This is a genomic window from Ensifer sp. CCNWLY38 (genome assembly GCF_037120565.1).
In the GTDB taxonomy this organism is placed as follows: domain Bacteria; phylum Pseudomonadota; class Alphaproteobacteria; order Rhizobiales; family Rhizobiaceae; genus Ensifer; species Ensifer adhaerens_H.
In genome coordinates this window covers 200813-225240 of the sequence record NZ_JBBBBO010000010.1, presented here as the reverse complement: position 1 = coordinate 225240, position 24428 = coordinate 200813, and the positions used below count along the sequence as shown (strand labels likewise).

Below are 24428 nucleotides of genomic sequence, written 5' to 3'. Positions count from 1 at the left end.
GCGCTTTTCTTTCCCTATGGTAACCGCCAAAGGCTAACCATTGGGAGGAATGAATGGCTCCGCGAAAAACCGCGTCCGTCTCCAGCCGTAAGGCCGCCGCAAAGCCGGCCAAGAAGGACTTCAACGGCGGCACCATCGCCGATTTCACCAAAGAAGATGACCTGAAGGCTTACCGCGAAATGCTGCTCATCCGGCGTTTCGAGGAAAAGGCCGGCCAGCTCTATGGCATGGGTTTCATCGGCGGCTTCTGTCACCTCTACATCGGCCAGGAGGCTGTTGTCGTCGGCATGCAGATGGCGCTGAAGGACGGTGATCAGGTCATCACCGCCTATCGTGACCATGGCCACATGCTGGCCTGCGGCATGAGCGCTCGTGGCGTCATGGCCGAACTCACCGGTCGTCGCAGCGGTCTTTCCAAGGGGAAGGGCGGCTCGATGCACATGTTCTCCAAGGAAAAGCACTTCTACGGCGGTCACGGCATCGTCGGCGCGCAGGTGTCGCTCGGCACCGGTCTTGCGTTTGCCAACCGCTACCGCGGCAACGACAATGTCAGCGTTGCCTATTTCGGCGACGGTGCTGCCAACCAGGGCCAGGTCTACGAAAGCTTCAACATGGCGCAGCTCTGGAAGCTGCCGGTGATCTACGTGATCGAGAACAACCGCTACGCCATGGGTACGGCAGTATCGCGTGCCTCGGCCCAGACCGACTTTTCGCAGCGCGGCGTTTCCTTCAACATTCCGGGCTTCCAGGTCGACGGCATGGACGTTCGCGCCGTCAAGGCGGCCGCCGACGAGGCCGTCGAGTATTGCCGTTCCGGCAAGGGCCCGATCATCCTCGAAATGCAGACCTACCGTTATCGTGGTCACTCCATGTCCGACCCGGCGAAATACCGCTCGAAGGACGAAGTGCAGAAGATGCGGTCGGAACACGACCCGATCGAGCAGGTGAAAGCCCGTCTGACCGAAAAGGGTTGGGCGAGCGAGGAAGAGCTGAAGCAGGTCGACAAGGACGTCCGCGACATCGTCGCCGACAGCGCCGATTTTGCCCAGGCTGATCCGGAGCCGGATGCATCCGAGCTCTACACCGATATCCTGCTTTGATCCGGGGAGGGACAAACATGCCAGTAGAAATTCTTATGCCCGCCCTTTCCCCGACGATGGAGGAAGGAACACTCTCGAAATGGCTGAAGAACGAGGGCGACAAGGTGTCCTCCGGCGACGTCATCGCTGAAATCGAGACCGACAAAGCGACGATGGAAGTCGAAGCCGTCGATGAAGGCACGATCGGCAAGCTCTTGATTGCCGCCGGCACCGAGGGCGTCAAGGTCAACACGCCGATCGCCGTGTTGCTGCAGGACGGCGAAGCGGCAGGCGACATCGCCGCTCCGAAGGCCGAAGCGCCGAAGGCGGCAGCCACTGAGGCTCCGGCTGCGTCCGCGCCGGCGCCGGTCGCCGCCCAGCCGAAGGTTGAAGTTGCCGCCGACCCGGCAATCCCGGCCGGCACCGAAATGGTGACGATGACCGTTCGCGAAGCGCTTCGCGACGCCATGGCCGAAGAAATGCGCTTGAGCGACGACGTTTTCGTCATGGGCGAAGAAGTCGCCGAGTACCAGGGCGCCTACAAGATCACCCAGGGCCTGCTGCAGGAATTCGGTTCGCGTCGCGTCATCGACACCCCGATCACCGAGCACGGCTTTGCCGGTGTCGGCGTCGGCGCTGCCATGACCGGTCTTCGACCGATCGTCGAGTTCATGACCTTCAACTTCGCCATGCAGGCGATCGACCAGATCATCAACTCCGCCGCCAAGACGCTTTACATGTCCGGCGGCCAGATGGGCGCTCCGATCGTCTTCCGTGGCCCGAGCGGTGCCGCTGCCCGCGTGGCCGCCCAGCACTCGCAGTGCTACGCCGCCTGGTACAGCCATATCCCCGGCCTCAAGGTCGTCATGCCCTACACGGCTGCCGACGCCAAGGGCCTGCTCAAGGCTGCGATCCGCGACCCGAACCCGGTCATCTTCCTCGAAAACGAAATCCTTTACGGTCACTCCTTCGAAGTGCCGAAGCTTGACGATTTCGTGCTGCCGATCGGCAAGGCCCGTATCCACAAGGTCGGCAAGGACGCAACGATCGTTTCCTTCGGTATCGGCATGACCTACGCCGTCAAGGCGGTTGCCGAACTCGAAGCCCAGGGCATCGATGTCGAACTGATCGACCTGCGCACCATCCGTCCGATGGACCTGCCGACGGTCATCGAATCGGTCAAGAAGACCGGTCGCCTCGTCACCGTCGAAGAAGGCTACCCGCAGTCGTCCGTCGGTACCGAGATCGCGACCCGCGTCATGCAGCAGGCCTTCGACTACCTTGACGCCCCGATCCTGACGATCGCCGGCAAGGATGTGCCGATGCCTTACGCCGCGAACCTCGAGAAGCTCGCGCTTCCGAACGTCGCAGAGGTTGTCGATGCGGTGAAAGCCGTTTGCTACAAATAAGGGGAGGGCCCTTCGATGCCTATCAACATCACAATGCCTGCCCTCTCTCCGACGATGGAAGAAGGCAATCTGGCCAAGTGGCTGGTCAAGGAAGGCGATAAGGTCAAGTCCGGTGACGTGATTGCCGAGATCGAGACCGACAAGGCGACGATGGAAGTCGAAGCTGTCGACGAAGGCACCGTTGCCAAGATCGTCGTTCCCGCCGGCACCGATGGCGTCAAGGTCAATGCGCTGATCGCCGTTCTCGCCGCCGATGGCGAGGATGTCGCTGCCGCCGCAAAGGGTGGCAACGGCGCAGCCGCACCGGCTCCCGCGGCCAAGGCGGAAGCACCGGCACCGGTAGCGCCGAGCGCACCGGCTGCGGCTGCTCCGGCTCCGGTTGCAGCCCAGCCGGCGAAGTCCGAGGGCGCTCGCGTCTTCTCCTCGCCGCTCGCCCGTCGCCTGGCCAAGGACGCCGGCATCGACCTGTCGGCAATCGCCGGCACCGGCCCGCATGGCCGCGTCGTCAAGAAGGACGTCGAAACTGCCGTTGCCGGCGGTACGGCGAAGCCCGCAGCCGCCCCGGCTGCCGGCACTGCCGCTCCCGCGGCCGCTCCGCTTGCTAAGGGCCCGTCGGACGACGCCGTTCTCAAGCTGTTCGAGCCGGGCTCTTACGAGCTCGTACCGCATGACGGCATGCGCAAGACGATCGCCAAGCGCCTCGTCGAATCCAAGCAGACGATCCCGCACTTCTACGTGTCGCTCGACTGCGAACTCGACGCGCTTCTTGCACTGCGCGCCCAGCTCAATGCCGCTGCTCCGGAGCAGGGCGGCAAGCCGGTCTACAAGCTCTCCGTCAACGACATGGTCATCAAGGCCCTGGCGCTGGCGCTGCGCGACGTTCCGAATGCGAACGTCTCCTGGACCGAGAGCAATATGGTCAAGCACAAGCACGCCGACGTCGGCGTTGCCGTGTCGATCCCGGGCGGCCTGATCACCCCGATCGTGCGCCAGGCGGAGCTGAAGAGCCTGTCTGCCATCTCCAACGAGATGAAGGACCTCGGCCAGCGCGCCAAGGACCGCAAGCTGAAGCCCGAGGAGTACCAGGGCGGCACCACGGCGGTCTCCAACATGGGCATGATGGGCGTCAAGAACTTCGCCGCCGTCGTCAATCCGCCGCATGCCACGATCCTCGCGGTCGGTGCGGGCGAGGAGCGCGTCGTCGTCAAGAACAAGCAGATGGTCATCGCCAATGTCATGACCGTCACGCTCTCGACCGACCATCGCTGCGTCGATGGCGCGCTCGGCGCCGAACTGCTCGGAGCCTTCAAGCGCTACATCGAAAACCCGATGGGCATGCTGGTCTGAGTTGGATAGGGACCGGCCTTCGGGCCGGTCCGTTCCATTTCGCGCAGTCGAAGGCGGGCCCGGACGATGAAAACAGTTCTCTGCTATGGCGACAGTCTGACCTGGGGCTACGATGCCGCGGATGGCGGTCGTCACGCGTTTGCCGATCGCTGGCCGAGTGTCCTCCAGAAAGCGCTGGGCGCGGATGTCCAGGTCATCGCCGAGGGACTGAACGGTCGTACGACCGCCTATGACGATCATCTCGCCGATTGCGACCGCAACGGCGCAAAAGTGCTGCCGACGGTGCTGCACAGCCATGCGCCGCTCGATCTCATTATTTTCCTTCTCGGCGCCAACGACATGAAGCCGGTGATCCACGGAACCGCCTTCGGTGCCGTGAAGGGCGTCGAGCGTCTGGTCAATCTCGTGCGCCGGCATGACTGGCCGGTCGAAGACGAGGCTGGGCCGGAGATCCTGATCGTGTCGCCGCCGGTGCTTTGTGACACGGCCAATGCCGGCTTCGGCGCGATGTACGCCGGCGGTGTCGAGCAGTCGGCGATGCTGGCACCGCTCTATCGCGATCTCGCCGACGAACTCGATTGCGGCTTCTTCGATGCCGGCTCGGTCGCTCAGACCACGCCGCTCGATGGTGTGCATCTCGATGCGGAGAATACGCGTGCGATCGGCCGGGGTCTCGAACCGGTCGTGCGGATGATGCTTGGGGTCTAGGGATGGTGGGGGGCGTCACCATTCGTCCGGCGGAAAAGCGCGAGGCGGCCGAGCTTGCCATCCTCGTCGATATCGCCGCGCATGGCTTTGCCTCCTGGCTCTGGTACGGCGCCGTTCTTCATGCGGTGACGGATACGGCCTTCGAGCGTGGCCGCAACAAGCTGCGCGGAGAGCCCGGGCCTGGAAACTGGCGCGACGCTCTCGTTGCTGAAGTTGAGGATGAGGTTGCCGGCCTGACGGTCGGTTATTCGATCGGTCCGGAAGTGCTGGAGATCGTTCCCAAGCATCCGGTTCTGGAACCCTTGCTGGCACTGCAGAGGCAGATCGTCGGTCACTGGTTCATCGAGAGCCTCGGCGTCTATCGCCATCAGCGCCGCCGGGGAATCGGCAGCGCGCTCCTGACAAAGGAATTCGAACGCGCCGGATCGGCGCCGGTGAGCCTGATCACCGAAAGCCACAACGACAGGGCCCAGGCATTATACAGAGCAAACGGTTTCGGCGAGGCAGCGCGCGCCGGGGCGGTTCCGCTCTTTGAGGAAAGCAAGAAACACGACTGGGTGCTGTTCACCCGCAAGGTCGCTTGAGACAAAGGCAGGAAACATATGGCTGAGAATTACGACGTCATCGTCATCGGTTCGGGTCCAGGGGGCTATATCGCCGCCATCCGTGCGGCGCAGTTGGGTCTCAAGACCGCGGTCGTCGAGCGCGAGCATCTGGCCGGCATCTGCTCCAACTGGGGCTGCATCCCGACCAAGGCGCTGCTGCGCTCCGCCGAAGTGCTGCACTACGCCCAGCATCCTGGCGCCTATGGCGTCAAGATCGAAGGCACGGTGACACCGGACCTGAAGGCGATCGTCGCACGCTCGCGCGGCATTGCCGAACGCATGAACGGCGGCGTCGGCTTCCTGATGAAGAAAAACAAAGTCGATGTGATCTGGGGCGAGGCGAAGCTGACGAAGCCCGGCGAGATCGTCGTCGGCAAGTCGACGAAGCCGGTCGTCCAGCCGCAGGCGCCGCTGCCGAAGAACACCAAGGGCGAGGGCACCTACACCGCCAAGCACATCATCATCGCGACCGGTGCCCGGCCGCGCGCGCTTCCGGGTATCGAGCCCGATGGCAAGCTGATCTGGACCTATTTCGAGGCGATGAAGCCCGAGGAAATGCCGAAGTCGCTGCTGGTCATGGGCTCTGGTGCGATCGGCATCGAATTCGCCTCGTTCTACCGCACCATGGGCGTCGACGTGACGGTCGTCGAACTCTTGTCGACCGTCATGCCGGTCGAAGATGCGGAAATCTCGGCGATTGCCAAGAAGCAGTTCGAGAAACAGGGCATGAAGATCCATCTCGACGCCAAGGTGACGAAGGTCGAGAAGGGCGCCAACTCGATCACCGCTCATGTCGAGATGAAGGACGGCAAGGTCGAGAAGATCACCGCCGATCGTTTGATCTCGGCCGTCGGCGTCCAGGGCAACATCGAGAACCTTGGTCTTGAAGCGCTTGGCGTGAAGACCGACCGCGGCTGCATCGTCATCGACGGCTATGGCAAGACTAATGTTCCCGGCGTCTACGCGATTGGCGACGTCGCCGGTCCGCCGATGCTCGCCCACAAGGCCGAGCACGAGGCCGTGATCTGCGTCGAAAAGATCGCCGGCCTGCCGAACGTCCATCCGATGGACAAGCTGAAGATCCCGGGCTGCACCTATTGCCATCCGCAGGTCGCCTCCGTCGGCCTCACCGAAGCCAAGGCCAAGGAACTCGGCCGCGACATCCGCGTCGGTCGTTTCCCCTTCGTTGCCAACGGCAAGGCGATCGCGCTCGGCGAGGACCAGGGCATGGTCAAGACGATCTTCGACAAGAAGACCGGCGAGTTGCTCGGTGCCCACATGGTTGGCGCCGAAGTCACCGAGCTCATCCAGGGTTTTGTCGTCGCGATGAACCTCGAGACAACAGAAGAAGACCTGATGCACACAATCTTCCCGCATCCGACGATCTCGGAAACGATGAAGGAAAGCGTGCTCGACGCTTACGGCCGCGCGCTCAACGCCTGATGGTTTCGGCGCCGGAGCTTTTGGTGTAGCTTTGCCATTGATAATGGGCGCATTTTCAATGCACGGAGACCAAAATGAGCGTGAACGGCGTCGGTATTCTGGCTGCGATCATCATCGGCGGGTTGGCCGGGTGGCTCGCGGAGAAGTTTATGAGCAGCAATATGGGGCTGTTCATGAACATACTGCTCGGCATCATCGGCGCGGTGGTGCTGAATTTCGTCCTGGCGGCCCTCGGCATGGCCTTTGCCGGCTGGATCGCCTACCTGGTCATCGGCTTCATCGGCGCCTGCCTGTTGATCGCCGTTGCTCGAGTTGTGAAACGATAGCCTGCCGGGCCATCTGCGCTTCCGTCGGGCATGTGCTTAAGACGGCCTGACATTTCTGGTCGGGCCGTCTATATAGAGCGAAAATGGGTCAACCGGCCTGATGCCGGCCCACCGCGACGAGGAAGACAGTATGGTAACGGTATTCGATGCCGTCTCTGACCGGGCGCAGCGCGTCCGCCATCCGGAAAAGGCCCACAAGCCCGATACGGAAGTGATGCGCAAGCCGGAGTGGATCCGCGTCAAGGCGCCGATGTCCAAGGGATATCAGGAGACGCGTTCGATCGTGAAGAGCAACAAGCTCGTCACTGTTTGCGAAGAAGCGGGCTGCCCGAACATCGGCGAATGCTGGGACAAGAAGCACGCCACCTTCATGATCATGGGCGAGATCTGTACCCGCGCCTGCGCCTTCTGCAACGTCGCGACCGGCAAGCCGAATGCGCTCGATCTCGAAGAGCCGGCGAACATCGCCAAGGCCGTCAAGCAGATGGGCCTCAGCCACGTCGTCATCACCTCCGTCGACCGAGACGATCTGGAAGATGGCGGCGCCGAGCACTTCGAGAAGGTCATCTGGGCGATCCGCGAAGCGTCGCCGGCGACGACTATCGAGATCCTGACGCCGGACTTCCTGAAGAAGCCGGGTGCACTGGAGCGCGTCGTTGCCGCCAAGCCTGACGTCTTCAACCACAATATGGAAACCGTGCCGGGCAACTATCTGACGGTCCGTCCGGGTGCGCGCTACTTCCACTCCGTCCGCCTGTTGCAGCGCGTGAAGGAGCTGGACCCGACGATGTTCACCAAGTCCGGCATCATGGTCGGCCTCGGCGAAGAGCGCAACGAAGTGCTGCAGCTGATGGACGACCTCAGAACCGCCGATGTCGACTTCCTGACGATCGGCCAGTACCTGCAGCCGACGCGCAAGCACCACAAGGTCGAGAAGTTCGTGACCCCCGAGGAATTCAAGTCCTACGAGACCGTCGCCTACACCAAGGGCTTCCTCATGGTCTCCTCAAGCCCGCTGACGCGCTCGTCGCACCATGCCGGCGACGACTTCGCCCGCCTCAGGGCAGCGCGCGAGAAGAAGCTGCAGGCTGCCGAGTAAGGCAGGCTGCGGTTTTCGAGAACGATCGGCTCCGGCGCTTGCGCCGGAGTTTTTGTTTTGGGGAGGGCATTGGAGCGACATCGGGCCGCTCGCGCCAGACTTGCGTCCGCCCTCTCGATCGCCTAACGGCTGTCTCCAGAGGAGGCGAGCCGATGCCGCGAAACATGAGCAACTGGGACGGAGCGGCGTCGCATCTCAAGAATGCGCAACGTATTCTGGTGATCGGCTGTTCCGGCAGCGGCAAGAGCACGCTTTCTCGGGAGTTGTCCGAGCGGCTCGGCCTGCCGCATCTGGCCATGGATCGCGAGTTCTTCTGGCTGCCGGGATGGCAGCTGCGGCCGCGGCACGAAATGCTGGCTTTGATCTCGAAGGCCGCGGCTGGCGAACGCTGGATCATGGATGGTACCAGTCCGAAGACGCTGCCGCTCCGCCTGCCACGCACACACGTGGTGATCTGGATGCGGCCGTCGCGCTGGATTTCGTTGCGCGGTGTGCTCTGGCGCTGGTTCGCCCATTGGAAAAAGACCCGCCCGGATATGGCCGACGATTGTCCGGAGAAAGTCGATCTCGATTTCCTTCGCTACATCTGGAACTTCGAGCGCAGGGATGCGGTTGAGATCGAGGCGCAGCTGGCCGGTCATGCCAACCTGCCGGTTCTCGTGTTGAAATCGCACGCGGAAACGGCGTTACTACTTGCGAAGATAAAGCCGGGCGACTAGCTCTCGATCATGCCGCATTTCGAAACCAACCATGTCGTCAAGCATACCGCCGACCAGATGTTCGATCTGGTTGCCGATGTCGAGCACTATCCCGAGTTCCTGCCGCTCTGCGAGGCACTGACGGTGCGCACGCGCAAGGAGCGCGACGGCAAGGTGTTGCTGCTGGCCGACATGACCGTCGGCTACAAGGCGATCCGCGAGACTTTCACGACGCAGGTGCTGTTGAACAAGGCCGAGCGGGCGATCGACGTCAAGTACATCGACGGGCCGTTCAAATATCTCGACAACCGCTGGCGCTTCGAACCCGCGGGCGAGGGGCAGTCGATCGTGCATTTCTACATCGACTACGAGTTCAAGAGCCGCATTCTCGGCGCCTTGATGGGATCGATGTTCGACCGCGCCTTCCGCATGTTCTCCGACGCCTTCGAAAAGCGCGCCGACAACATCTATACGGCCTGAGCGATTTCCATGAGCATGTCGAGCGCGGTGCGGACGGTCGCAAGCCGGATGCCGCTGCGGCCGATATCGCCATAGCGCATCTCCCGATGCAGCATCGCGCCGCTTCGCCCGGATGCCGCAAGGTGCACGAGGCCGACGGGCTTCTCGACGGAACCGCCGCTGGGACCCGCAATGCCCGTGACGGCAACGGCGAAATCCGCTGCCGAATGCGAGATGGCGCCACGCGCCATTTCGATTGCCGTCTCCCGCGAAACAGCGCCATGAGCCGCAAGCGTCGCGGTCTCGACGCCAAGCATCGCGACCTTCGCCTCGTTGGAATAGGTGACGAAGCCGCGATCGAAGACCGCGGACGAACCGGAAATTTCGGTCAGCGCCCCCGCGATCAGGCCGCCGGTGCAGGATTCGGCGGTGGCGACTTTGAGGTCCCGCGCCGTGAACTTGGCGATGATCTCACCGGCTTTGACTTCGATATCGGCGGGCCACATTACGAAAGGCTCCCATAGACGACGGTCGCCGTGGCGATGGCGGCAATGCCTTCATCGCGGCCGACGAAGCCGAGGCGTTCGTTGGTCGTTGCCTTGACCGAGCAGCGGTCGAGCGAGATGCCGAGCATGTCTGCAAGGTTCTCGCGCATCGTCAGCCGATGCGGGCCGACCTTCGGTGCCTCCGCGATCAGGGAAACGTCCGCATTGGTGATGATGCCGCCGCGCTCGCGCACGATCCGTGCGGCATGCTCCAGGAAGATGCGTGACGGCGCGCCCTTCCATTGCGGGTCGGACGGTGGGAAATGGTCGCCAATGTCGCCGGCGCCACAGGTGGCAAGCAGCGCGTCGGTGAGCGCGTGCAGCGCCACATCGGCATCGGAATGGCCCGAGAGTTTCTTCGTATGCGGGATGAAGACGCCGCAGAGCGTGACGCCGTCGCCCTCGATGAGCTGGTGCACGTCGTAACCGTTGCCCGTGCGTACATCGGGCAGGGCGGTCCGCGTGAGTTTCTCGTCGGCCATGGCGATATCCCTTTTCAATGTCAGCTTGATGTTGTCGATCGTGCCCTCGACAAGGACGACCTTGAGGCCGGCCCATTCGGCGATCGAGGCATCGTCAGTAAAATCGGTGCGGCCGCTCTTGGCTGCATCCCGGTGGGCAGCAAGAATGGCGGGAAGATCAAAGGTCTGCGGTGTTTGCGCGCCATAGAGACCGTCGCGCGGCACCGTCTCCAGTACGACGCCATCCTTGCCCGCGCGCTTCAGCGTGTCAGCGACGGCAACCGCCGGCAACACGGCCTTGACGTCGTCGCTGAGAGCGGCTGCGCAGCGCGAGAGTAGTGCGTGATCGGCAAAGGGACGGACCGCATCGTGGATCATCACATGGCCGACGCCAGTCTCAGCGAGGGCTTCGAGGCCCGCGAGTACGGAGATCTGCCGTGTCGCGCCACCATGGACGATGATCACATCGCCGACGACTGAGCGTTTGCGTGCTGCATCGAACAGGGCCTCGTCGTCCGGATGGATGACAACGACGATCGGGCCGGCGCCCGGCCATGTCGCGAAAGTGTCAAGCGTATGGGCGATAACGGGCCGGTCGCCGATGGTTCGATACTGCTTCGGGCCTTCGGCGGATTGCCCGGCACGCTCGCCGCGTCCGGCCGCAACGATCACCACGCCGCACTTAAGCTGTTCTTGAGGCTGCATCTTCTGTATGAGGTCCCGCATTCGCCGATCTTCGCCGTGATGTACCGCGAAGGGTCGTGCTTTGCCAGCACTGCATAATTCCTTAGATCGGAATCGATCTAAGGAATTATGCAGCAGGTCTAAAATCTTACAGCGACCTTAGTGCCTCTTGAGGGACGCGCGGCGCTGTAAGCCGGGAATTTTGCGCAAGGCGCCGAAATCGCTTGGCAAGCCTGAGAACAATGTCTAAAAATAGTGCAGGAACAACATGTGCCTGAAAGATATGCATTTGCCAATTCCGGCTCTTTCGTCTCCGCTCCGGATCGGGACTATCGAACTCCGCAATCGCGTTGCGCTTGCGCCTATGTCCGGCGTCACCGATCTCCCGTTCCGCAGGCTCGCCTGGCGTTTCGGTGCCGGATTTGTCGTGACCGAGATGGTGGCGAGCCGCGAACTGGTCGGCAACGCGTCTGAATCGTGGGCGCGCCTCAAAAACTCGGGCATCGAGCCGCATATCGTTCAGCTTGCCGGCCGTGAGGCCCATTGGATGGCGGAAGCCGCCAAGATCGCTGCAGACAATGGTGCCGATATCATCGACATCAACATGGGTTGCCCGGCCAAGAAGGTGACGGGCGGCTACTCCGGCTCGGCGCTCATGCGCGATCCCGATCACGCGCTGTCGCTGGTGGAGGCGACCGTCAACGCGGTCGAAGTGCCGGTCACACTGAAGATGCGGCTCGGTTGGGACGAAAACTCGATCAATGCGCCGCTCATCGCCAAGCGCGCCGAAGACGCCGGGGTGAAGGCGATCACCGTGCACGGCCGCACGCGCATGCAGTTCTACAACGGCAAGGCGGATTGGGATGCCATTCGCCCAGTTCGCGAGGTCATTACCGTCCCCCTGGTCGCCAATGGCGACGTCGAGACGATCGCCGACGCGGAAGAGATTCTCCGCCGGTCGGGCGCTGATGCCGTGATGGCCGGGCGTTCGTCGCAGGGACGCCCGTGGCACGTCGGTTTTCTTGCCGGTGCCGTCGAGCACCCGTCACAGGCGGAAATCGCCGATATCTTTGCGGAGCACTACGAAATGATGCTCGAATTCTATGGCGTCGAGGTCGCCGTGCGGCACGCGCGCAAACATGTCGCCTGGTACCTTGACCGCTTCGCCCCTGATATCGCAGGCCCGGAAAAGGCAGCGATCCTGACTTCGACCGATGCCCGTTTCGTCTGCGACAGGGCACGCGCCGTGATACGCGACGCCGCTCCGGCCAAGCTGGATGGCGAGGCGGTCGCGGAAGGAATGGCCGCATGACCGAGAAACCGAGCATTCCCGATGCGGCCGCAAACGGTCTGTCGATGGCGGTTCTGAACGCCATTCAGAACCCGGTGATTCTGGTCGATGCCAATGGTTTGGTCGCGTTTGCCAACTGGGAAGCCGAATCGTTTTTCGGCGCCAGTGCTCATCACCTTGCGCGTCATAACATCAGCGCCTTCATCCCCTTCGGCAGCCCGCTCTTGACCCTGATCGAGCAAGTTCGCGAACGCAAGGCGCCGGTCAACGAGTATCGCGTCGACCTGAGTTCGCCGCGTCTCGGCGCCGATAAGCTCGTCGATCTCTATGTCGCCCCGGTCCTTTCCGAGCCAGGCTCGGTCGTCGTCGTCTTCCAGGAACGTTCGATGGCCGACAAGATCGACAGGCAGTTGACCCATCGCGGTGCTGCCCGTTCGGTGACCGGGCTTGCCTCGATGCTGGCGCACGAAATCAAGAACCCGCTTTCGGGCATCCGCGGAGCCGCCCAACTGCTGGAAACCTCCGCCAATGACGAAGACAGGGCGCTGACGCGTCTGATCTGCGATGAGACCGACCGCATCGTCTCGCTGGTCGATCGCATGGAGGTGTTTTCCGACGAGCGCCCCGTGGATCGCGTGCCGCTGAACATCCATTCGGTGCTCGACCACGTGAAGGCGATCGCCAAGGCAGGCTTTGCCCGTCACATCAAGTTCGCCGAAAACTACGATCCGTCCCTGCCGCCCGTTTATGCCAATCGCGACCAACTGGTTCAGGTGTTCCTGAACCTGATCAAGAATGCGGCCGAAGCGATCGGCGATCGCAGCGATGGCGAGATCGTGCTGACGACAGCCTACAGGCCGGGCATCCGCCTGTCGGTCGCCGGGACGCGTGAGAAGATCTCGCTGCCACTGGAATTCTGCGTGCACGACAATGGACCGGGCGTGCCGTCCGATCTGCTGCCGCTGCTCTTCGATCCCTTCATCACCACCAAGACCAACGGTTCCGGCCTGGGGCTGGCGCTGGTCGCCAAGATCATCGGTGCCCATGGCGGCATCGTCGAATGCGACAGCCAGCAGAACCGAACGACTTTCCGTGTCCTGATGCCGGCCTCCAAAGGCCAGGCAGCGGATGAAGACGACATGCCGATGACAAAAGGAAACCTTGCATGACGGGTGCCACGATCCTCGTTGCGGATGACGATGCCGCCATTCGCACCGTGCTGAACCAGGCGCTGAGCCGCGCCGGCTACGATGTCCGCATCACCTCCAATGCGGCGACGCTCTGGCGCTGGATCGCGGCGGGCGACGGCGATCTCGTCGTGACCGACGTTGTCATGCCCGACGAGAATGCCTTCGATCTCCTGCCGCGCATCAAGAAGGCACGTCCCGATCTGCCGGTGCTGGTCATGAGTGCCCAGAACACCTTCATGACGGCGATCAAGGCTTCGGAGAAGGGTGCCTACGACTATTTGCCGAAGCCCTTCGACCTGACCGAATTGATCGGTATCATCGGCCGGGCGCTGTCGGAGCCCAAGCGCCGGCCGGCCAAGCTCGACGACGACACCCAGGACGGCATGCCGCTGGTTGGTCGTTCGGCGGCGATGCAGGAAATCTACCGGGTGCTGGCGCGCCTGATGCAGACGGATCTGACCCTGATGATCACCGGCGAGTCCGGCACCGGCAAGGAGCTCGTCGCCCGCGCGCTGCACGATTATGGCAAGCGGCGCAACGGTCCGTTCGTTGCGATTAACATGGCGGCGATCCCGCGCGACCTGATCGAATCGGAGCTTTTCGGCCACGAGAAGGGCGCCTTCACCGGTGCCCAGGTGCGCTCGACCGGCCGTTTCGAACAGGCCGAGGGCGGCACGCTCTTCCTTGATGAAATCGGCGACATGCCGATGGACGCACAGACCCGCCTGCTGCGCGTGCTGCAGCAGGGCGAATACACGACCGTTGGCGGCCGCACACCGATCCGTTCGGACGTGCGCATCGTGGCGGCGACCAACAAGGACCTGAAGCAATCGATCAATCAGGGCCTGTTCCGCGAAGACCTCTATTACCGCCTCAACGTCGTGCCGCTGCGTCTGCCGCCGCTGCGTGACCGCGCGGAAGACATTCCGGATCTCGTTCGTCACTTCGTCCAGCAGGCCGAAAAGGAAGGGCTCGACGTCAAGCGCTTCGATCACGAAGCGCTGGAACTGATGAAGGCGCATGCCTGGCCGGGCAATGTGCGCGAGCTGGAAAACCTGGTGCGGCGCCTGACGGCACTTTATCCACAGGACGTGATCACCCGCGAGATCATCGAAAACGAGTTGCGTTCCGAGATACCGGACAGCCCGATCGAAAAGACCGCGGCGCGGCCTGGATCGCTCACCATCTCGCAGGCCGTCGAAGAAAACATGCGCCAGTATTTCGCAAGCTTCGGCGAAGCTTTGCCTCCGGCCGGCCTTTACGATCGCGTGCTTGCCGAAATGGAGTATCCGCTGATCCTTGCGGCGCTCACCGCAACCCGTGGTAACCAGATCAAGGCGGCCGATTTGCTCGGCCTCAACCGTAACACGCTGCGCAAGAAAATCCGCGAACTCGGCGTTTCGGTCTATCGCAGCTCACGCAGCGCTTGACTTGCACACGGCCACCGTTGCATTTTCGCCACAATGCGTTGCTTGAACGTGTGACGATCGCCGAATCGCGTGTCGTTGCCGTCTCGTTCAATCGATTTGACCCAATTGATTGACTGGGGGCGCAACGCGGCAGCCCATTTGGGCGGTGAGGTCAACCTTTGACCAGAGAATGCTCGCAAGTGATGCCGTCGCCGGCTGGCGCCGGTTGGGGGAACGCTTTTCATGGTGGACGCAATGGCCTTGCCGCTGGGCACAGATGAGGGACTGGCGGCGCAGGACCGGCGCGCGTCCTTTGCCCTGCCGGGGCTGATGCTGGCGACCGGCGCCTTGATCTGCGCCACCGTCTCGCTGCTCGTCCTCCTCGGATTGACGCCGATACGGCTCGAGCGAAATGTCGTCATCGCCTGCGCTGCCATCAACAGCCTGTTCGTCGTCGGCCTGATCTACCTGATCGCTCGTGAAATCCTGCGGCTGCTGCGCGCCCGCAGCAAAGGCCGCGCCGCCGCGCGCCTTCACGTGCGCATCGTTGCCCTGTTTTCGATCGTGGCGATCACGCCTGCGGTTCTTGTCGCGATCTTTGCCAGCATCACCCTCGACGTCGGTCTCGACCGCTGGTTTTCGCTTCGGACCCAGGCGATCGTCCGCTCGTCGATCAACGTCGCCCAGGCCTATGTACTCGAGAATGCCAGCTATCTGCAGGGCCAGACCGTGTCGATGGCGAACGACCTCGAACGCAACCGCCAGCTCTACAGCCTCGATCGCACCGGTTTCACGGAACTGATGACCCGCCAGGCACGCGGCCGCGGCATGCTTGGCGCATTCCTGGTTCGTGCCGATGGGAGCGCCATTATTCAGGCCAACATCTCCACGGACCGTCCGCTGCCCTCCATTCCGCCAGACGCGCTGAAGAGCTCGGTATCCGGTCAACCGACGCTGATTCCGCCAGGGGTCACCAACCTTGTCGGGGCCGTTATTCCGCTCGACGACATTCCGGGCACCTATCTCTACACGGTTCGCAATGTCGATCCGGAAGTGATGCGCTCGCTGCGGCTGATGGAAGAGAACACGGCCGAGTACAAGATGCTTGAGGCCGGACGAACCTTCACGCAGATCGCCTTCGGTGTTCTCTACATCGGGTTTGCGCTCATCGTTCTCCTGGCTGCGATCTGGACCGCGATCGCGGTTGCCGACCGGATCGTCAGGCCCATTCGCCAGTTGATCGGCGCAGCCGACAGTGTCGCTTCCGGCAATCTCGATGTTGTCGTGCCGGTCCGTGCCGTCGACGGCGACGTTGGTAACCTGTCGCGCACCTTCAACAAGATGGTCTCGGAGATCCGCAGCCAGCAGGAACAGATCCTGGAGGCCAAGGACGAAGTCGACCATCGCCGTCGTTTCATCGAGGCTGTTCTTTCAGGCGTGACTGCGGCGGTGATCGGTGTCGGGCGCGATCGACAGATCACCATCGTCAACTCGTTTTCCGAAGAATTCCTGAAGAAGGCGGCACCTGAGCTTCTCGGCGCGGACCTGCGCACGGTGGCGCCGGAGGTCGAAGAGGTTCTGGTGGAGGCCGAAAGCCGCCATCGCAACGACTACCGCAAGCAGATCAACATCATGCGCGGCGGAACCGAGCGGACGCTGAACGTTCAGGTGACGCGTGAAGAGGGTGGCGAAGCGAACGAATCCTACGTCATCACCATCGATGACATTACCGACCTCGTCATCGCCCAGCGTTCGACCGCTTGGGCCGACGTGGCGCGCCGTATCGCGCACGAGATCAAGAACCCGCTGACGCCGATCCAGCTCTCCGCCGAACGCCTGAAGCGCCGTTATGGCAAGCAGATCAACCAGGAAGACAAGGCTATCTTCGACCAGTGCACCGATACGATCGTGCGCCAGGTGGAAGACATCGGCCGCATGGTGGACGAGTTCTCGGCCTTCGCGCGCATGCCGAAGCCGACCAAGGAGAAGGCAGATCTCCGCGCGATCCTGAAGGATGCGGTGTTCCTGCGCGAGATGGGCAACAATCACATCGAATTCGTGCGGGACTTCGGCGAAGAGCCGCTCGAGGGCCTGTTCGACGGGCGAATGCTCGGCCAGGCCTTCGGCAATATCGTCAAGAACGCGGTCGAATCGATCGAGGCGGTGCCGGCCGATGCGGTGCGCGGCCACCCGAGGATCGTCGCACGAGCACGAACCGACGTGGCAACGGGTCGCTTTGTCGTCGATATCATCGACAACGGCAAAGGCCTGCCGACGGAGAACCGGCACAGGATTCTGGAGCCATACATGACGATGCGCGAGAAGGGCACGGGCCTGGGCCTCGCCATCGTGAAGAAGATCATTGAGGACCATGGCGGACAATTGGAATTGCACGACGCGCCAGCCGATTTTGACGGCGGTGTCGGGGCGATGATCCGCGTGGTCCTGCCGCCTGCCGGAGAAACCGGGGGCGAGGACAGTTTGAAGGATAAGGGTGCGAGCGATGGCCGCTGATATTCTGGTTGTGGACGATGAGGAAGATATCCGCGAGATCGTGTCGGGTATTCTCTCTGACGAAGGGCATGAGACCCGCACCGCCTTCGACAGCGACAGTGCGCTGGCGGCGATCAGCGATCGCGTGCCGCGCCTGGTCTTCCTCGATATCTGGATGCAGGGAAGTCGGCTCGACGGACTGGCGCTGCTCGACGAGATCAAGGGGCGGTATCCGGATCTTCCGGTCGTCATGATTTCCGGTCACGGCAATATCGAGACCGCCGTCAACGCCATCAAGCGTGGCGCCTACGATTTCATCGAGAAGCCCTTCAAGGCCGACCGGCTGATCCTGATTGCCGAGCGGGCGCTGGAAAACTCGAAGCTCAAGCGTGAAGTCTCGGAGCTGAAGAAGAAGTCCGGCGATCCGGTCGAACTGATCGGGACGTCGGTTGCCGTGTCGCAGCTTCGTCAGACGATCGAGAAGGTCGCGCCGACCAACAGCCGCATCATGATCCAGGGGCCGTCAGGATCGGGCAAGGAACTGGTTGCGCGGATGATCCACCGCAAGTCGACGCGGTCGACCGGTCCTTTCGTGGCGCTGAACGCGGCGGCGATCACGCCGGACCGCATGGAAATCGCGCTGTTCGGAACCGAGGGAACGCCGGGACAGCCACGCCGCACCGGTGCGCTCGAGGAAGCCCATGGCGGCATCCTCTATCTCGACGAAATCGGCGAGATGCCGCGCGAGACGCAGAACAAGATTCTTCGGGTGCTCGTCGACCAGCAGTTCGAGCGTGTCGGCGGTACCAAGCGCGTCAAGGTCGATGTCCGGATCATCTCCTCGACCGCGTACAATCTCGAGAACATGATCTCCGAGGGCCTGTTCCGCGAAGACCTGTTCCACCGGCTTGCCGTCATCCCGGTGCGGGTGCCGGCGCTCGCCGAGCGGCGCGAGGATATTCCGTTCCTCGTCGACATGTTCATGCGCCAGGTCAGCGAACAGGCCGGCATCCGGCCGCGCAAGATCGGCGACGATGCCCTGGCCGTGCTCCAGGCCCACGACTGGCCGGGCAACATCCGCCAGCTTCGCAACAACATCGAACGCCTGATGATCCTTGCCCGCAGCGACGGTCCGGACACGCCGATCTCCGCAGACATGCTGCCGACGGAGGTGGGCGATACGCTGCCGAAGATCTCCGCGCAGGGCGACCAGCACATCATGACGTTGCCGTTGCGCGAGGCTCGCGAAATGTTCGAGCGTGATTATCTGATCGCGCAGATCAACCGATTTGGCGGCAATATTTCGCGCACGGCGGAGTTTGTCGGCATGGAGCGGTCGGCGCTGCATCGCAAGCTGAAGTCGCTGGGCGTCTGAGACATTTTCCCGGCCATCGCGGCAGCGCTCCCACGTGAAAGTACGACATGAAGATAGTCATTTGTGGTGCGGGCCAGGTGGGGTACGGCATTGCCGAGCGGCTGGCGCAGGAAGATAACGACGTATCGGTGATCGATACGTCGGCGGCGCTGATTGCCAACATCACCGAAAGCCTGGACGTGCGCGGCTATGTCGGCCACGGCGCGCATCCGGATGTGCTGGCCAAGGCAGGCGCCGACCAGGCCGACATGCTGATTGCCGTCACGCTCTCCGACGAGGTCAATATCGTCGCCTGCGAAGTCGCCCATGCGATCTTCAACGTGCCGACGAAGGTCGCGCGCATCCGGGCGCAAAGCTATCTCGCGCCCGAGTATTCGAATCTGTTCTCGCGTGAAAACGTGCCGATCGACGTCACCATCTCGCCCGAAGTCGAGGTTGGGCGGCTGGTGCTGCGCCGTATTTCCTTTCCCGGCGCGATCGACGTCGTGCGTTTCGCCGAAGATCGTATCGCCATGGTCGCCTTCGAGTGCCTGGAAGATTGCCCGGTCGTCGGCACGCCGCTGCAACAGCTGAGCGAACTGTTCCCCGATCTACTTGCAACAGTCACCGGCATCTTCCGCAACGGCAAGGTCATGGTGCCGCATTCGGATGACCAGCTGCAGGCCGGCGATATCGCCTATGTCGTTTGCGACCGGGACCACGCCCGCCGGACCTTGACGCTCTTCGGCCATGAGGAGCAGGAAGCGCGGCGCATCATCATCTTCGGCGGCGGCAATGTCGGCTACTTCGTTGCCAAGTCCATCGAGGAGCATCAGCCGCGGACCCGGGTGAAATTGATCGAAAGCGATCGCGACCGGGCCGTGGTGATGGCGGATAAGCTGAGCAACACGGTTGTGCTCAACGGCTCGGCGATGGATCAACGGATTCTGACACAAGCTGACGTTCAAGATGCCGATCTCGTGGTAGCGCTGACGAACAACGACCAGATCAACATCCTCGGCAGCATGATGGCGAAGCGGCTGGGCGCGAAGTCGACGCTGGTGCTGATCAACGAGCCGTCCTATCAGGATTTTGCCGGCACGGCTGGTGTCGACGCCTATGTGAACCCACGTGCCGTTACCATCTCGCGCGTGCTGCAGCATGTCCGCAAGGGGCGCATCCGCTCCGTCTATGCGGTGCAGAAGGGCATGGCCGAGGTGATCGAGGCCGAAGCATTGGAAACCTCGCCGCTCGTTGGCAGGGTACTGCGTGACCTCGATCTTCCCGAAGGCATCCGCATCGGTGCACTCTATCGCGACAAGACGTTTATTCGCCCGGACGGCAATACAAAGATCAAGGCGAAGGACCGTGTTGTGCTCTTTGCCACCGCCGATGCCGTACGGCACGTCGAACAGCTTTTCCGCGTCAGCATCCAGTACTTCTAGGGCCGAGATCCATGCCGAGAATTGCCTATGTCAACGGTGCCTACGTGCCGCATGCCGACGCCGGTATCCATATCGAGGATCGCGGTTATCAATTTGCGGACGGCGTCTACGAAGTCTGTGAGGTACGCCATGGTTACATCGTCGATCTCAGCCGGCATCTCGATCGCCTCGACCGTTCGCTTCGTGAACTGCGCATCGACCGCCCGATGAGCCGGGCGGCGCTTGTGCATGTGATCCGCGAGGTGGTCCGGCGCAACCGGGTCCGTAATGGTCTGTTCTACATCCAGGTCACGCGCGGCGTGGCGCGCCGTGATCATGTGTTTCCAGCCAAGGAGACGATGCCGACGATCGTGGTGACGGCGAAGCGCACCGATGCCGAGGCCATCGCCAAAAAGGCGACGCATGGGATCGCGGCGATCACCGTGCCGGAAAACCGCTGGGACCGGGTGGACATCAAGTCCGTAGGCCTCCTTCCCAATGTGCTCGCACGCCAGAAGGCGAAGGAGGAGGGCGCGCAGGAGGCGATTTTCGTCGATGCCGACGGCACGGTGAAGGAGGGCGCCGCGACCAATGTCTGGATCGTCGATGGCGACGGAACGCTGCGCACACGTCCGGCCGAGCACGGAATTTTGAAGGGAATCACTCGCACCACCCTGATGGATGTGGCGGGCCCACTCGGGCTGAAGGTTGAGGAGAGAGCGTTCTCGGTCGAGGAAATGCTCGCGGCGCGCGAGGTCTTCATTACCGCTGCCACCAGCATCTGCTTTCCGGTCATTTCGGTGGACGGCAGGCCGATCGGCAATGGTCATCCGGGAAGCATAGCACAGAATATTCGTGAAGCCTTTTTCGGCGTTGCGGAAAAGACATTGATTTGATACCAAACTTAAAGAGGTGTCGGGGAAGGTACTTGTGGCGCCTCTGATTGCAGATATCGACAAAAATGCACCGGCGCGAAACGCCGGCAAATAAGAAAGAAGCGGCGCGATGGCGGAACGTTCTCAAAACTTGCAGGATCTCTTTCTCAATACGGTCCGCAAGCAAAAGATTTCATTGACAATTTTTCTTATCAACGGTGTCAAGCTCACCGGCGTCGTGACGTCTTTTGACAATTTCTGCGTCCTGTTGCGTCGCGATGGCCATTCGCAACTGGTCTACAAGCACGCAATCTCGACCATCATGCCCGGCCAGCCGCTGCAGATGTTCGAGAACGAAGAAGCTGCATCCTGACGGGACGTTAGGCACATTACCAAGCGAGATTCAAAGTCGTCGTCGATCATTCCGGAGCTCGAAAAGCTCCGCGACGACATGCGCGCGGTCGTCATCGTTCCGGTCTTGAAGAAGACCGGAAGGCAGTCCGCGGAAATCCTCTCGACGACAACCACGCGTACCGACGAAAGTCGCCTTGAAGAGGCGACCGGTCTGGCGATGGCGATCGATCTGGAAGTCGTGCATGGCGCCATCGTTCCGGTGTCGCAGCCCAAGCCAGGCACGCTGCTCGGCAGCGGCAAGATCGAGGAAATCGGTCATATCCTCGTCGAGCTTGATGCTGGCCTGGTGATCGTCGATCACCCGTTGACGCCGGTGCAGCAGCGCAATCTCGAGAAGGAATGGAACGCCAAGGTCATCGACCGAACCGGCCTCATCCTCGAGATTTTCGGTCGCCGCGCCTCCACCAAGGAAGGCACGCTGCAGGTCGATCTCGCCCATCTCAATTACCAGAAGGGCCGCCTGGTCCGAAGCTGGACCCACCTTGAGCGTCAGCGCGGCGGCGGCGGCTTCATGGGCGGTCCGGGTGAAACCCAGATCGAAGCGGACCGGCGCTTGCTGCAGGACCGCATCGTCAAGCTCGAGCGCGAATTGGAGCACGTCCGCCGGACCCGGCAGTTGCACCGTTCAAAGCGCAAGAAGGTGCCGCATCCGATCGTCGCACTCGTCGGCTACACCAACGCTGGCAAATCCACGCTTTTCAATCGCATGACCGGGGCGGGCGTTCTGGCCGAGGACATGCTGTTTGCGACGCTGGATCCGACCCTTCGGCGCTTGAAGCTGCCGCATGGCCGCATGGTCATCCTCTCCGACACCGTCGGGTTCATTTCCGATCTGCCGACGCACTTGGTCGCCGCCTTCCGTGCGACGCTTGAAGAGGTGCTGGAAGCGGACCTGATCCTGCATGTGCGCGATCTCTCGGATCCGGATAACCAGGCGCAGGCAAGTGATGTGCTTCGCATTCTCGCCGATCTCGGCATCGACGAGAAGGAAGCCTCCGAACGGCTGATCGAGGTCTGGAACAAGATCGACCGGCTCGATGCCGAATCGCGTGAGGCGCTGCAGAGCAAGGCGGCAACCTCGTGCAACACGGTTGCTGTCTCGGCGATCACCGGTGAGGGCGTCGACGAACTGCTCGCCGAAATCGGCCGACGGCTGTCGGGCGTTCTGACGGAATGCACCGTCGTGCTCGGCATCGATCAGTTGCAGCTTCTGCCGTGGATCTATCAGCACGCCATCGTCGATGGCCGTGCGGACCTGGAGGACGGGCGTGTGAGCCTTGAACTCAGGCTGACCGAAAACGAGGCCGCCGATCTGGAACGCCGCCTCGGAAACGGGCCAAAGCCCGTTGAGGAAGACTGGTAGGCCTGCGCCTTCCTCCGATTCGCTTACTGTTGGCCTCAGCTTTCGCGCGAGGGGGCGCATAGGATATATGCGCTCCCGATTGCCTTAGAGCAATTCACTGTTTCATTGAAACAGTGAATTGCTCCAACTGTTTGAAATTGCGCAATTCCGGACGGAAAACCGTTTCACACTTTATCCTGGAATTGCTCTAGCCGAGTTGCCGCTCGATTGACTTGGCTGCCTGCCAAAGCTCTTCCATCCGCTCGAGCGTCGCGCCGTCCAGCGTCTCGCCGGCGTCGCCGAGTTCGCGCTCGATATGGGCGAAGCGGCGGCGGAACTTGGTGTTGGTGCCGCGAAGGGCCATTTCCGGATCGGTCCCGACGTGACGGCCGATATTGACCACCGCAAAGATCAGGTCGCCCAGTTCGTCGCTGACCTTGGCGCGGTCCTTTTCGCGCAGCGCCTGGCGCAATTCGCCGATCTCCTCCTCGATCTTATCGAGAATAGGCTCGGGCTCCGACCAGTCGAAGCCGACCTTGGCGGCCCGTTCCTGCAGTTTCAGCGCCTCGACCAGTGCCGGAAACGATCGCTGGACCGAGCCGAGATGGCTTGCGGCGGCGTCCGGAAAAAGGCCGCGCTTAGCGCGCTTTTCCTGCCGCTCAGCCTTTTCGGCCTGCTTGATCTCGTCCCACTGCAACTTGACCGCTTCAGGCGTATCGGCATCGGAACGCGCAAAGACATGCGGATGGCGGCGGATCATCTTGCGCGTTACCGCCTCGACGACGTCGCCGAAGGCGAAGTCACCGGCTTCCTCCGCCATACGGGCGTGGAAGACGACTTGCAGCAGCAGATCGCCGAGTTCGTCGCAGAGGTCGTGCATGTCGCCGCGCTCGATGGCGTCGGCAACCTCATAGGCTTCCTCGATCGTGTAGGGTTTGATCGTCTCGAAGGTCTGGACGATGTCCCAGGGGCAACCGGTTTCCGGCTGCCGGAGTGCTGCCATAATATCGAGCAGGCGTTTTATATCGCGTGAAGGTTCCATGGATCTCAGTTCAGCGGAATGGCGTTGTCGTCCTTGCCCGACTGGTAGTTGTCGGAAAGGCTCTGGTAGCGGGCGCGGATGCGCAAATCTTGTTCGGCGAGCCGCGCCTTGGTCACAGGGTCGGCATCCCTGACGAGCGCGGCGATCGAGGCCGAATGCCAGAAGGCGTTGTCCTGCGCATAGCCGCCCGGCTCCAGCCGAAAGACTTCCTTCAGGATCTTGAGGTCATGCGGGATCGCGAAGCTGTCACGCGAATCCTCGTGGCTGAAGAAGTAATAGAAATTGTCGAAGCCGGCCCAGGTGATGGCCGAAAGGCACATGGAGCAGGGCTCGTGCGTCGAAAGAAAGATGAGGTCGCGGGTATCGGGCTTTTCCGCCATCTCGTAGAAACGCTTCAGCGTGTGAACCTCGCCATGCCAGAGCGGATTTTCCGTCTCGTTGTTGGTTTCGGCCAGCACCAGCGACAGATCGGACTTGCGCAGGATCGCGGCGCCAAACACCTTGTTTCCGGCGGCCACACCCTTTTCGGTGAGCGGCAGGATATCCTGCTCGATGACGGTCAAAAGCCGTTCGGCGAGTTCGGTTTGCGTCATGTCTTGCATCTCCGGCAGGTCAGTGACCGCATTTAACGGAGGTTGCCCCCGTGGCGCAATGGCTGCGGAACTTCAGGCGATTTGGTGACCTCGGAGATATTTGCTCAAAATGATGCACCGCCGAGCAAAACAATACGT

At 62.1% G+C, this 24428-nt stretch carries 23 protein-coding genes; 19 read left to right on the top strand and 4 right to left on the bottom strand.

Translation table 11 applies throughout. The features are described from left to right. Positions 1–53 precede the first annotated feature (53 nt). From pdhA to V7S54_RS22150, 10 genes are all read left to right on the top strand, one after another. Positions 54–1100 carry a pyruvate dehydrogenase (acetyl-transferring) E1 component subunit alpha gene (pdhA, locus tag V7S54_RS22195; protein ID WP_065376130.1) on the top strand — a complete coding sequence of 349 codons (1047 nt, stop codon included), beginning with the start codon at positions 54–56 and terminating at the stop codon, positions 1098–1100. Positions 1101–1117: 17 nt separating this feature from the next. Then, positions 1118–2488 (top strand): pyruvate dehydrogenase complex E1 component subunit beta, encoded by a 1371-nt coding sequence (locus V7S54_RS22190; protein WP_057255658.1) that lies wholly within the window; start codon positions 1118–1120, stop codon positions 2486–2488. A gap of 15 nt (positions 2489–2503) precedes the next feature. Further along, entirely contained in the window at positions 2504–3835 is a 1332-nt protein-coding gene (locus V7S54_RS22185; RefSeq protein ID WP_065376129.1) for a pyruvate dehydrogenase complex dihydrolipoamide acetyltransferase, read from the top strand. Positions 3836–3901: 66 nt separating this feature from the next. Continuing rightward, positions 3902–4543, top strand: coding sequence for an SGNH/GDSL hydrolase family protein (locus V7S54_RS22180; RefSeq protein WP_065376128.1), 642 nt, complete (start codon positions 3902–3904; stop codon positions 4541–4543). A gap of 2 nt (positions 4544–4545) precedes the next feature. After that, complete coding sequence (locus V7S54_RS22175) at positions 4546–5127, top strand: GNAT family N-acetyltransferase (RefSeq protein ID WP_065376127.1); 582 nt, start codon at positions 4546–4548, stop codon at positions 5125–5127. Between the two features lie 18 nt (positions 5128–5145). Next, positions 5146–6591, top strand: a complete 1446-nt coding sequence (gene lpdA, locus V7S54_RS22170; protein WP_065376126.1) for a dihydrolipoyl dehydrogenase — start codon at positions 5146–5148, stop codon at positions 6589–6591. Positions 6592–6665: 74 nt separating this feature from the next. Then, positions 6666–6917, top strand: a complete 252-nt coding sequence (locus tag V7S54_RS22165; RefSeq protein WP_065376125.1) for a GlsB/YeaQ/YmgE family stress response membrane protein — start codon at positions 6666–6668, stop codon at positions 6915–6917. 130 nt (positions 6918–7047) lie between these two features. Next, positions 7048–8016, top strand: a complete 969-nt coding sequence (gene lipA / locus V7S54_RS22160; RefSeq protein ID WP_057256065.1) for a lipoyl synthase — start codon at positions 7048–7050, stop codon at positions 8014–8016. Between the two features lie 152 nt (positions 8017–8168). Next, on the top strand, positions 8169–8735 hold the full coding sequence (locus tag V7S54_RS22155) for an AAA family ATPase (RefSeq protein WP_065376124.1): 567 nt from the start codon (positions 8169–8171) through the stop codon (positions 8733–8735). Between the two features lie 9 nt (positions 8736–8744). Then, positions 8745–9194, top strand: coding sequence for a type II toxin-antitoxin system RatA family toxin (locus tag V7S54_RS22150; protein ID WP_065376123.1), 450 nt, complete (start codon positions 8745–8747; stop codon positions 9192–9194). Here the strand turns inward: V7S54_RS22150 and V7S54_RS22145 are convergent. Both V7S54_RS22145 and V7S54_RS22140 read right to left on the bottom strand, forming a co-directional pair. Next, positions 9182–9679 carry a CinA family protein gene (locus V7S54_RS22145; protein ID WP_065376122.1) on the bottom strand — a complete coding sequence of 166 codons (498 nt, stop codon included), beginning with the start codon at positions 9677–9679 and terminating at the stop codon, positions 9182–9184. The two genes, V7S54_RS22150 and V7S54_RS22145, sit on opposite strands and share 13 nt — an antisense overlap. Next, complete coding sequence (locus V7S54_RS22140; protein WP_327078087.1) at positions 9679–10884, bottom strand: bifunctional 2-C-methyl-D-erythritol 4-phosphate cytidylyltransferase/2-C-methyl-D-erythritol 2,4-cyclodiphosphate synthase; 1206 nt, start codon at positions 10882–10884, stop codon at positions 9679–9681. Before V7S54_RS22140 ends, V7S54_RS22145 begins: the two co-directional genes overlap by 1 nt. Positions 10885–11131: 247 nt before the next feature. On the opposite strand from V7S54_RS22140, the gene dusB reads away from it, so the two are divergent. From dusB to hflX, 9 genes are all read left to right on the top strand, one after another. Next, positions 11132–12175 (top strand): tRNA dihydrouridine synthase DusB, encoded by a 1044-nt coding sequence (gene dusB / locus V7S54_RS22135; RefSeq protein WP_065376120.1) that lies wholly within the window; start codon positions 11132–11134, stop codon positions 12173–12175. Then, positions 12172–13323 (top strand): two-component system sensor histidine kinase NtrB, encoded by a 1152-nt coding sequence (locus tag V7S54_RS22130; RefSeq protein WP_065376119.1) that lies wholly within the window; start codon positions 12172–12174, stop codon positions 13321–13323. Before dusB ends, V7S54_RS22130 begins: the two co-directional genes overlap by 4 nt. Next, entirely contained in the window at positions 13320–14774 is a 1455-nt protein-coding gene (gene ntrC / locus V7S54_RS22125; protein ID WP_057255678.1) for a nitrogen regulation protein NR(I), read from the top strand. The genes V7S54_RS22130 and ntrC overlap by 4 nt, the downstream gene beginning before the upstream one ends. Positions 14775–14996: 222 nt before the next feature. Further along, positions 14997–17267 carry a sensor histidine kinase NtrY-like gene (locus V7S54_RS22120; protein ID WP_065376118.1) on the top strand — a complete coding sequence of 757 codons (2271 nt, stop codon included), beginning with the start codon at positions 14997–14999 and terminating at the stop codon, positions 17265–17267. Then, the gene (gene ntrX, locus V7S54_RS22115; protein WP_057255682.1) at positions 17257–18621 is read left to right on the top strand and encodes a two-component system response regulator NtrX; all 1365 of its coding nucleotides are present in this window, start codon (positions 17257–17259) and stop codon (positions 18619–18621) included. The genes V7S54_RS22120 and ntrX overlap by 11 nt, the downstream gene beginning before the upstream one ends. 47 nt (positions 18622–18668) lie before the next feature. Further along, on the top strand, positions 18669–20045 hold the full coding sequence (gene trkA, locus V7S54_RS22110; RefSeq protein WP_065376117.1) for a Trk system potassium transporter TrkA: 1377 nt from the start codon (positions 18669–18671) through the stop codon (positions 20043–20045). 11 nt (positions 20046–20056) lie between these two features. Continuing rightward, complete coding sequence (locus V7S54_RS22105) at positions 20057–20920, top strand: D-amino-acid transaminase (protein ID WP_065376116.1); 864 nt, start codon at positions 20057–20059, stop codon at positions 20918–20920. A 109-nt stretch (positions 20921–21029) separates the two neighbouring features. Continuing rightward, positions 21030–21272 carry an RNA chaperone Hfq gene (gene hfq, locus V7S54_RS22100; RefSeq protein WP_003535434.1) on the top strand — a complete coding sequence of 81 codons (243 nt, stop codon included), beginning with the start codon at positions 21030–21032 and terminating at the stop codon, positions 21270–21272. Positions 21273–21350: 78 nt separating this feature from the next. Then, positions 21351–22676, top strand: a complete 1326-nt coding sequence (gene hflX / locus V7S54_RS22095; protein WP_065376115.1) for a GTPase HflX — start codon at positions 21351–21353, stop codon at positions 22674–22676. Positions 22677–22863: 187 nt separating this feature from the next. Here hflX and mazG read toward each other — a convergent pair whose 3' ends face one another. Continuing rightward, complete coding sequence (mazG, locus tag V7S54_RS22090; RefSeq protein WP_065376114.1) at positions 22864–23697, bottom strand: nucleoside triphosphate pyrophosphohydrolase; 834 nt, start codon at positions 23695–23697, stop codon at positions 22864–22866. Between the two features lie 5 nt (positions 23698–23702). Next, the gene (locus V7S54_RS22085) at positions 23703–24290 is read right to left on the bottom strand and encodes a deaminase (protein ID WP_065376113.1); all 588 of its coding nucleotides are present in this window, start codon (positions 24288–24290) and stop codon (positions 23703–23705) included. Positions 24291–24428: the final 138 nt, after the last annotated feature.

Coding starts and splice junctions, on each gene's coding strand:
- hflX (WP_065376115.1), top strand. CDS start 21,351: ATGCGCGCGGTCGTCATCGTTCCGGTCTTGAAGAAGACCGGAAGGCAG.
- V7S54_RS22130 (WP_065376119.1), top strand. CDS start 12,172: ATGACCGAGAAACCGAGCATTCCCGATGCGGCCGCAAACGGTCTGTCG.
- V7S54_RS22190 (WP_057255658.1), top strand. CDS start 1,118: ATGCCAGTAGAAATTCTTATGCCCGCCCTTTCCCCGACGATGGAGGAA.
- V7S54_RS22155 (WP_065376124.1), top strand. CDS start 8,169: ATGCCGCGAAACATGAGCAACTGGGACGGAGCGGCGTCGCATCTCAAG.
- pdhA (WP_065376130.1), top strand. CDS start 54: ATGGCTCCGCGAAAAACCGCGTCCGTCTCCAGCCGTAAGGCCGCCGCA.
- trkA (WP_065376117.1), top strand. CDS start 18,669: ATGAAGATAGTCATTTGTGGTGCGGGCCAGGTGGGGTACGGCATTGCC.
- V7S54_RS22150 (WP_065376123.1), top strand. CDS start 8,745: ATGCCGCATTTCGAAACCAACCATGTCGTCAAGCATACCGCCGACCAG.
- ntrX (WP_057255682.1), top strand. CDS start 17,257: ATGGCCGCTGATATTCTGGTTGTGGACGATGAGGAAGATATCCGCGAG.
- V7S54_RS22165 (WP_065376125.1), top strand. CDS start 6,666: ATGAGCGTGAACGGCGTCGGTATTCTGGCTGCGATCATCATCGGCGGG.
- mazG (WP_065376114.1), bottom strand. CDS start 23,697: ATGGAACCTTCACGCGATATAAAACGCCTGCTCGATATTATGGCAGCA.
- hfq (WP_003535434.1), top strand. CDS start 21,030: ATGGCGGAACGTTCTCAAAACTTGCAGGATCTCTTTCTCAATACGGTC.
- V7S54_RS22175 (WP_065376127.1), top strand. CDS start 4,546: ATGGTGGGGGGCGTCACCATTCGTCCGGCGGAAAAGCGCGAGGCGGCC.
- ntrC (WP_057255678.1), top strand. CDS start 13,320: ATGACGGGTGCCACGATCCTCGTTGCGGATGACGATGCCGCCATTCGC.
- dusB (WP_065376120.1), top strand. CDS start 11,132: ATGTGCCTGAAAGATATGCATTTGCCAATTCCGGCTCTTTCGTCTCCG.
- V7S54_RS22145 (WP_065376122.1), bottom strand. CDS start 9,679: ATGTGGCCCGCCGATATCGAAGTCAAAGCCGGTGAGATCATCGCCAAG.
- V7S54_RS22105 (WP_065376116.1), top strand. CDS start 20,057: ATGCCGAGAATTGCCTATGTCAACGGTGCCTACGTGCCGCATGCCGAC.
- lipA (WP_057256065.1), top strand. CDS start 7,048: ATGGTAACGGTATTCGATGCCGTCTCTGACCGGGCGCAGCGCGTCCGC.
- lpdA (WP_065376126.1), top strand. CDS start 5,146: ATGGCTGAGAATTACGACGTCATCGTCATCGGTTCGGGTCCAGGGGGC.
- V7S54_RS22180 (WP_065376128.1), top strand. CDS start 3,902: ATGAAAACAGTTCTCTGCTATGGCGACAGTCTGACCTGGGGCTACGAT.
- V7S54_RS22120 (WP_065376118.1), top strand. CDS start 14,997: ATGGTGGACGCAATGGCCTTGCCGCTGGGCACAGATGAGGGACTGGCG.
- V7S54_RS22140 (WP_327078087.1), bottom strand. CDS start 10,884: ATGCAGCCTCAAGAACAGCTTAAGTGCGGCGTGGTGATCGTTGCGGCC.
- V7S54_RS22185 (WP_065376129.1), top strand. CDS start 2,504: ATGCCTATCAACATCACAATGCCTGCCCTCTCTCCGACGATGGAAGAA.
- V7S54_RS22085 (WP_065376113.1), bottom strand. CDS start 24,290: ATGACGCAAACCGAACTCGCCGAACGGCTTTTGACCGTCATCGAGCAG.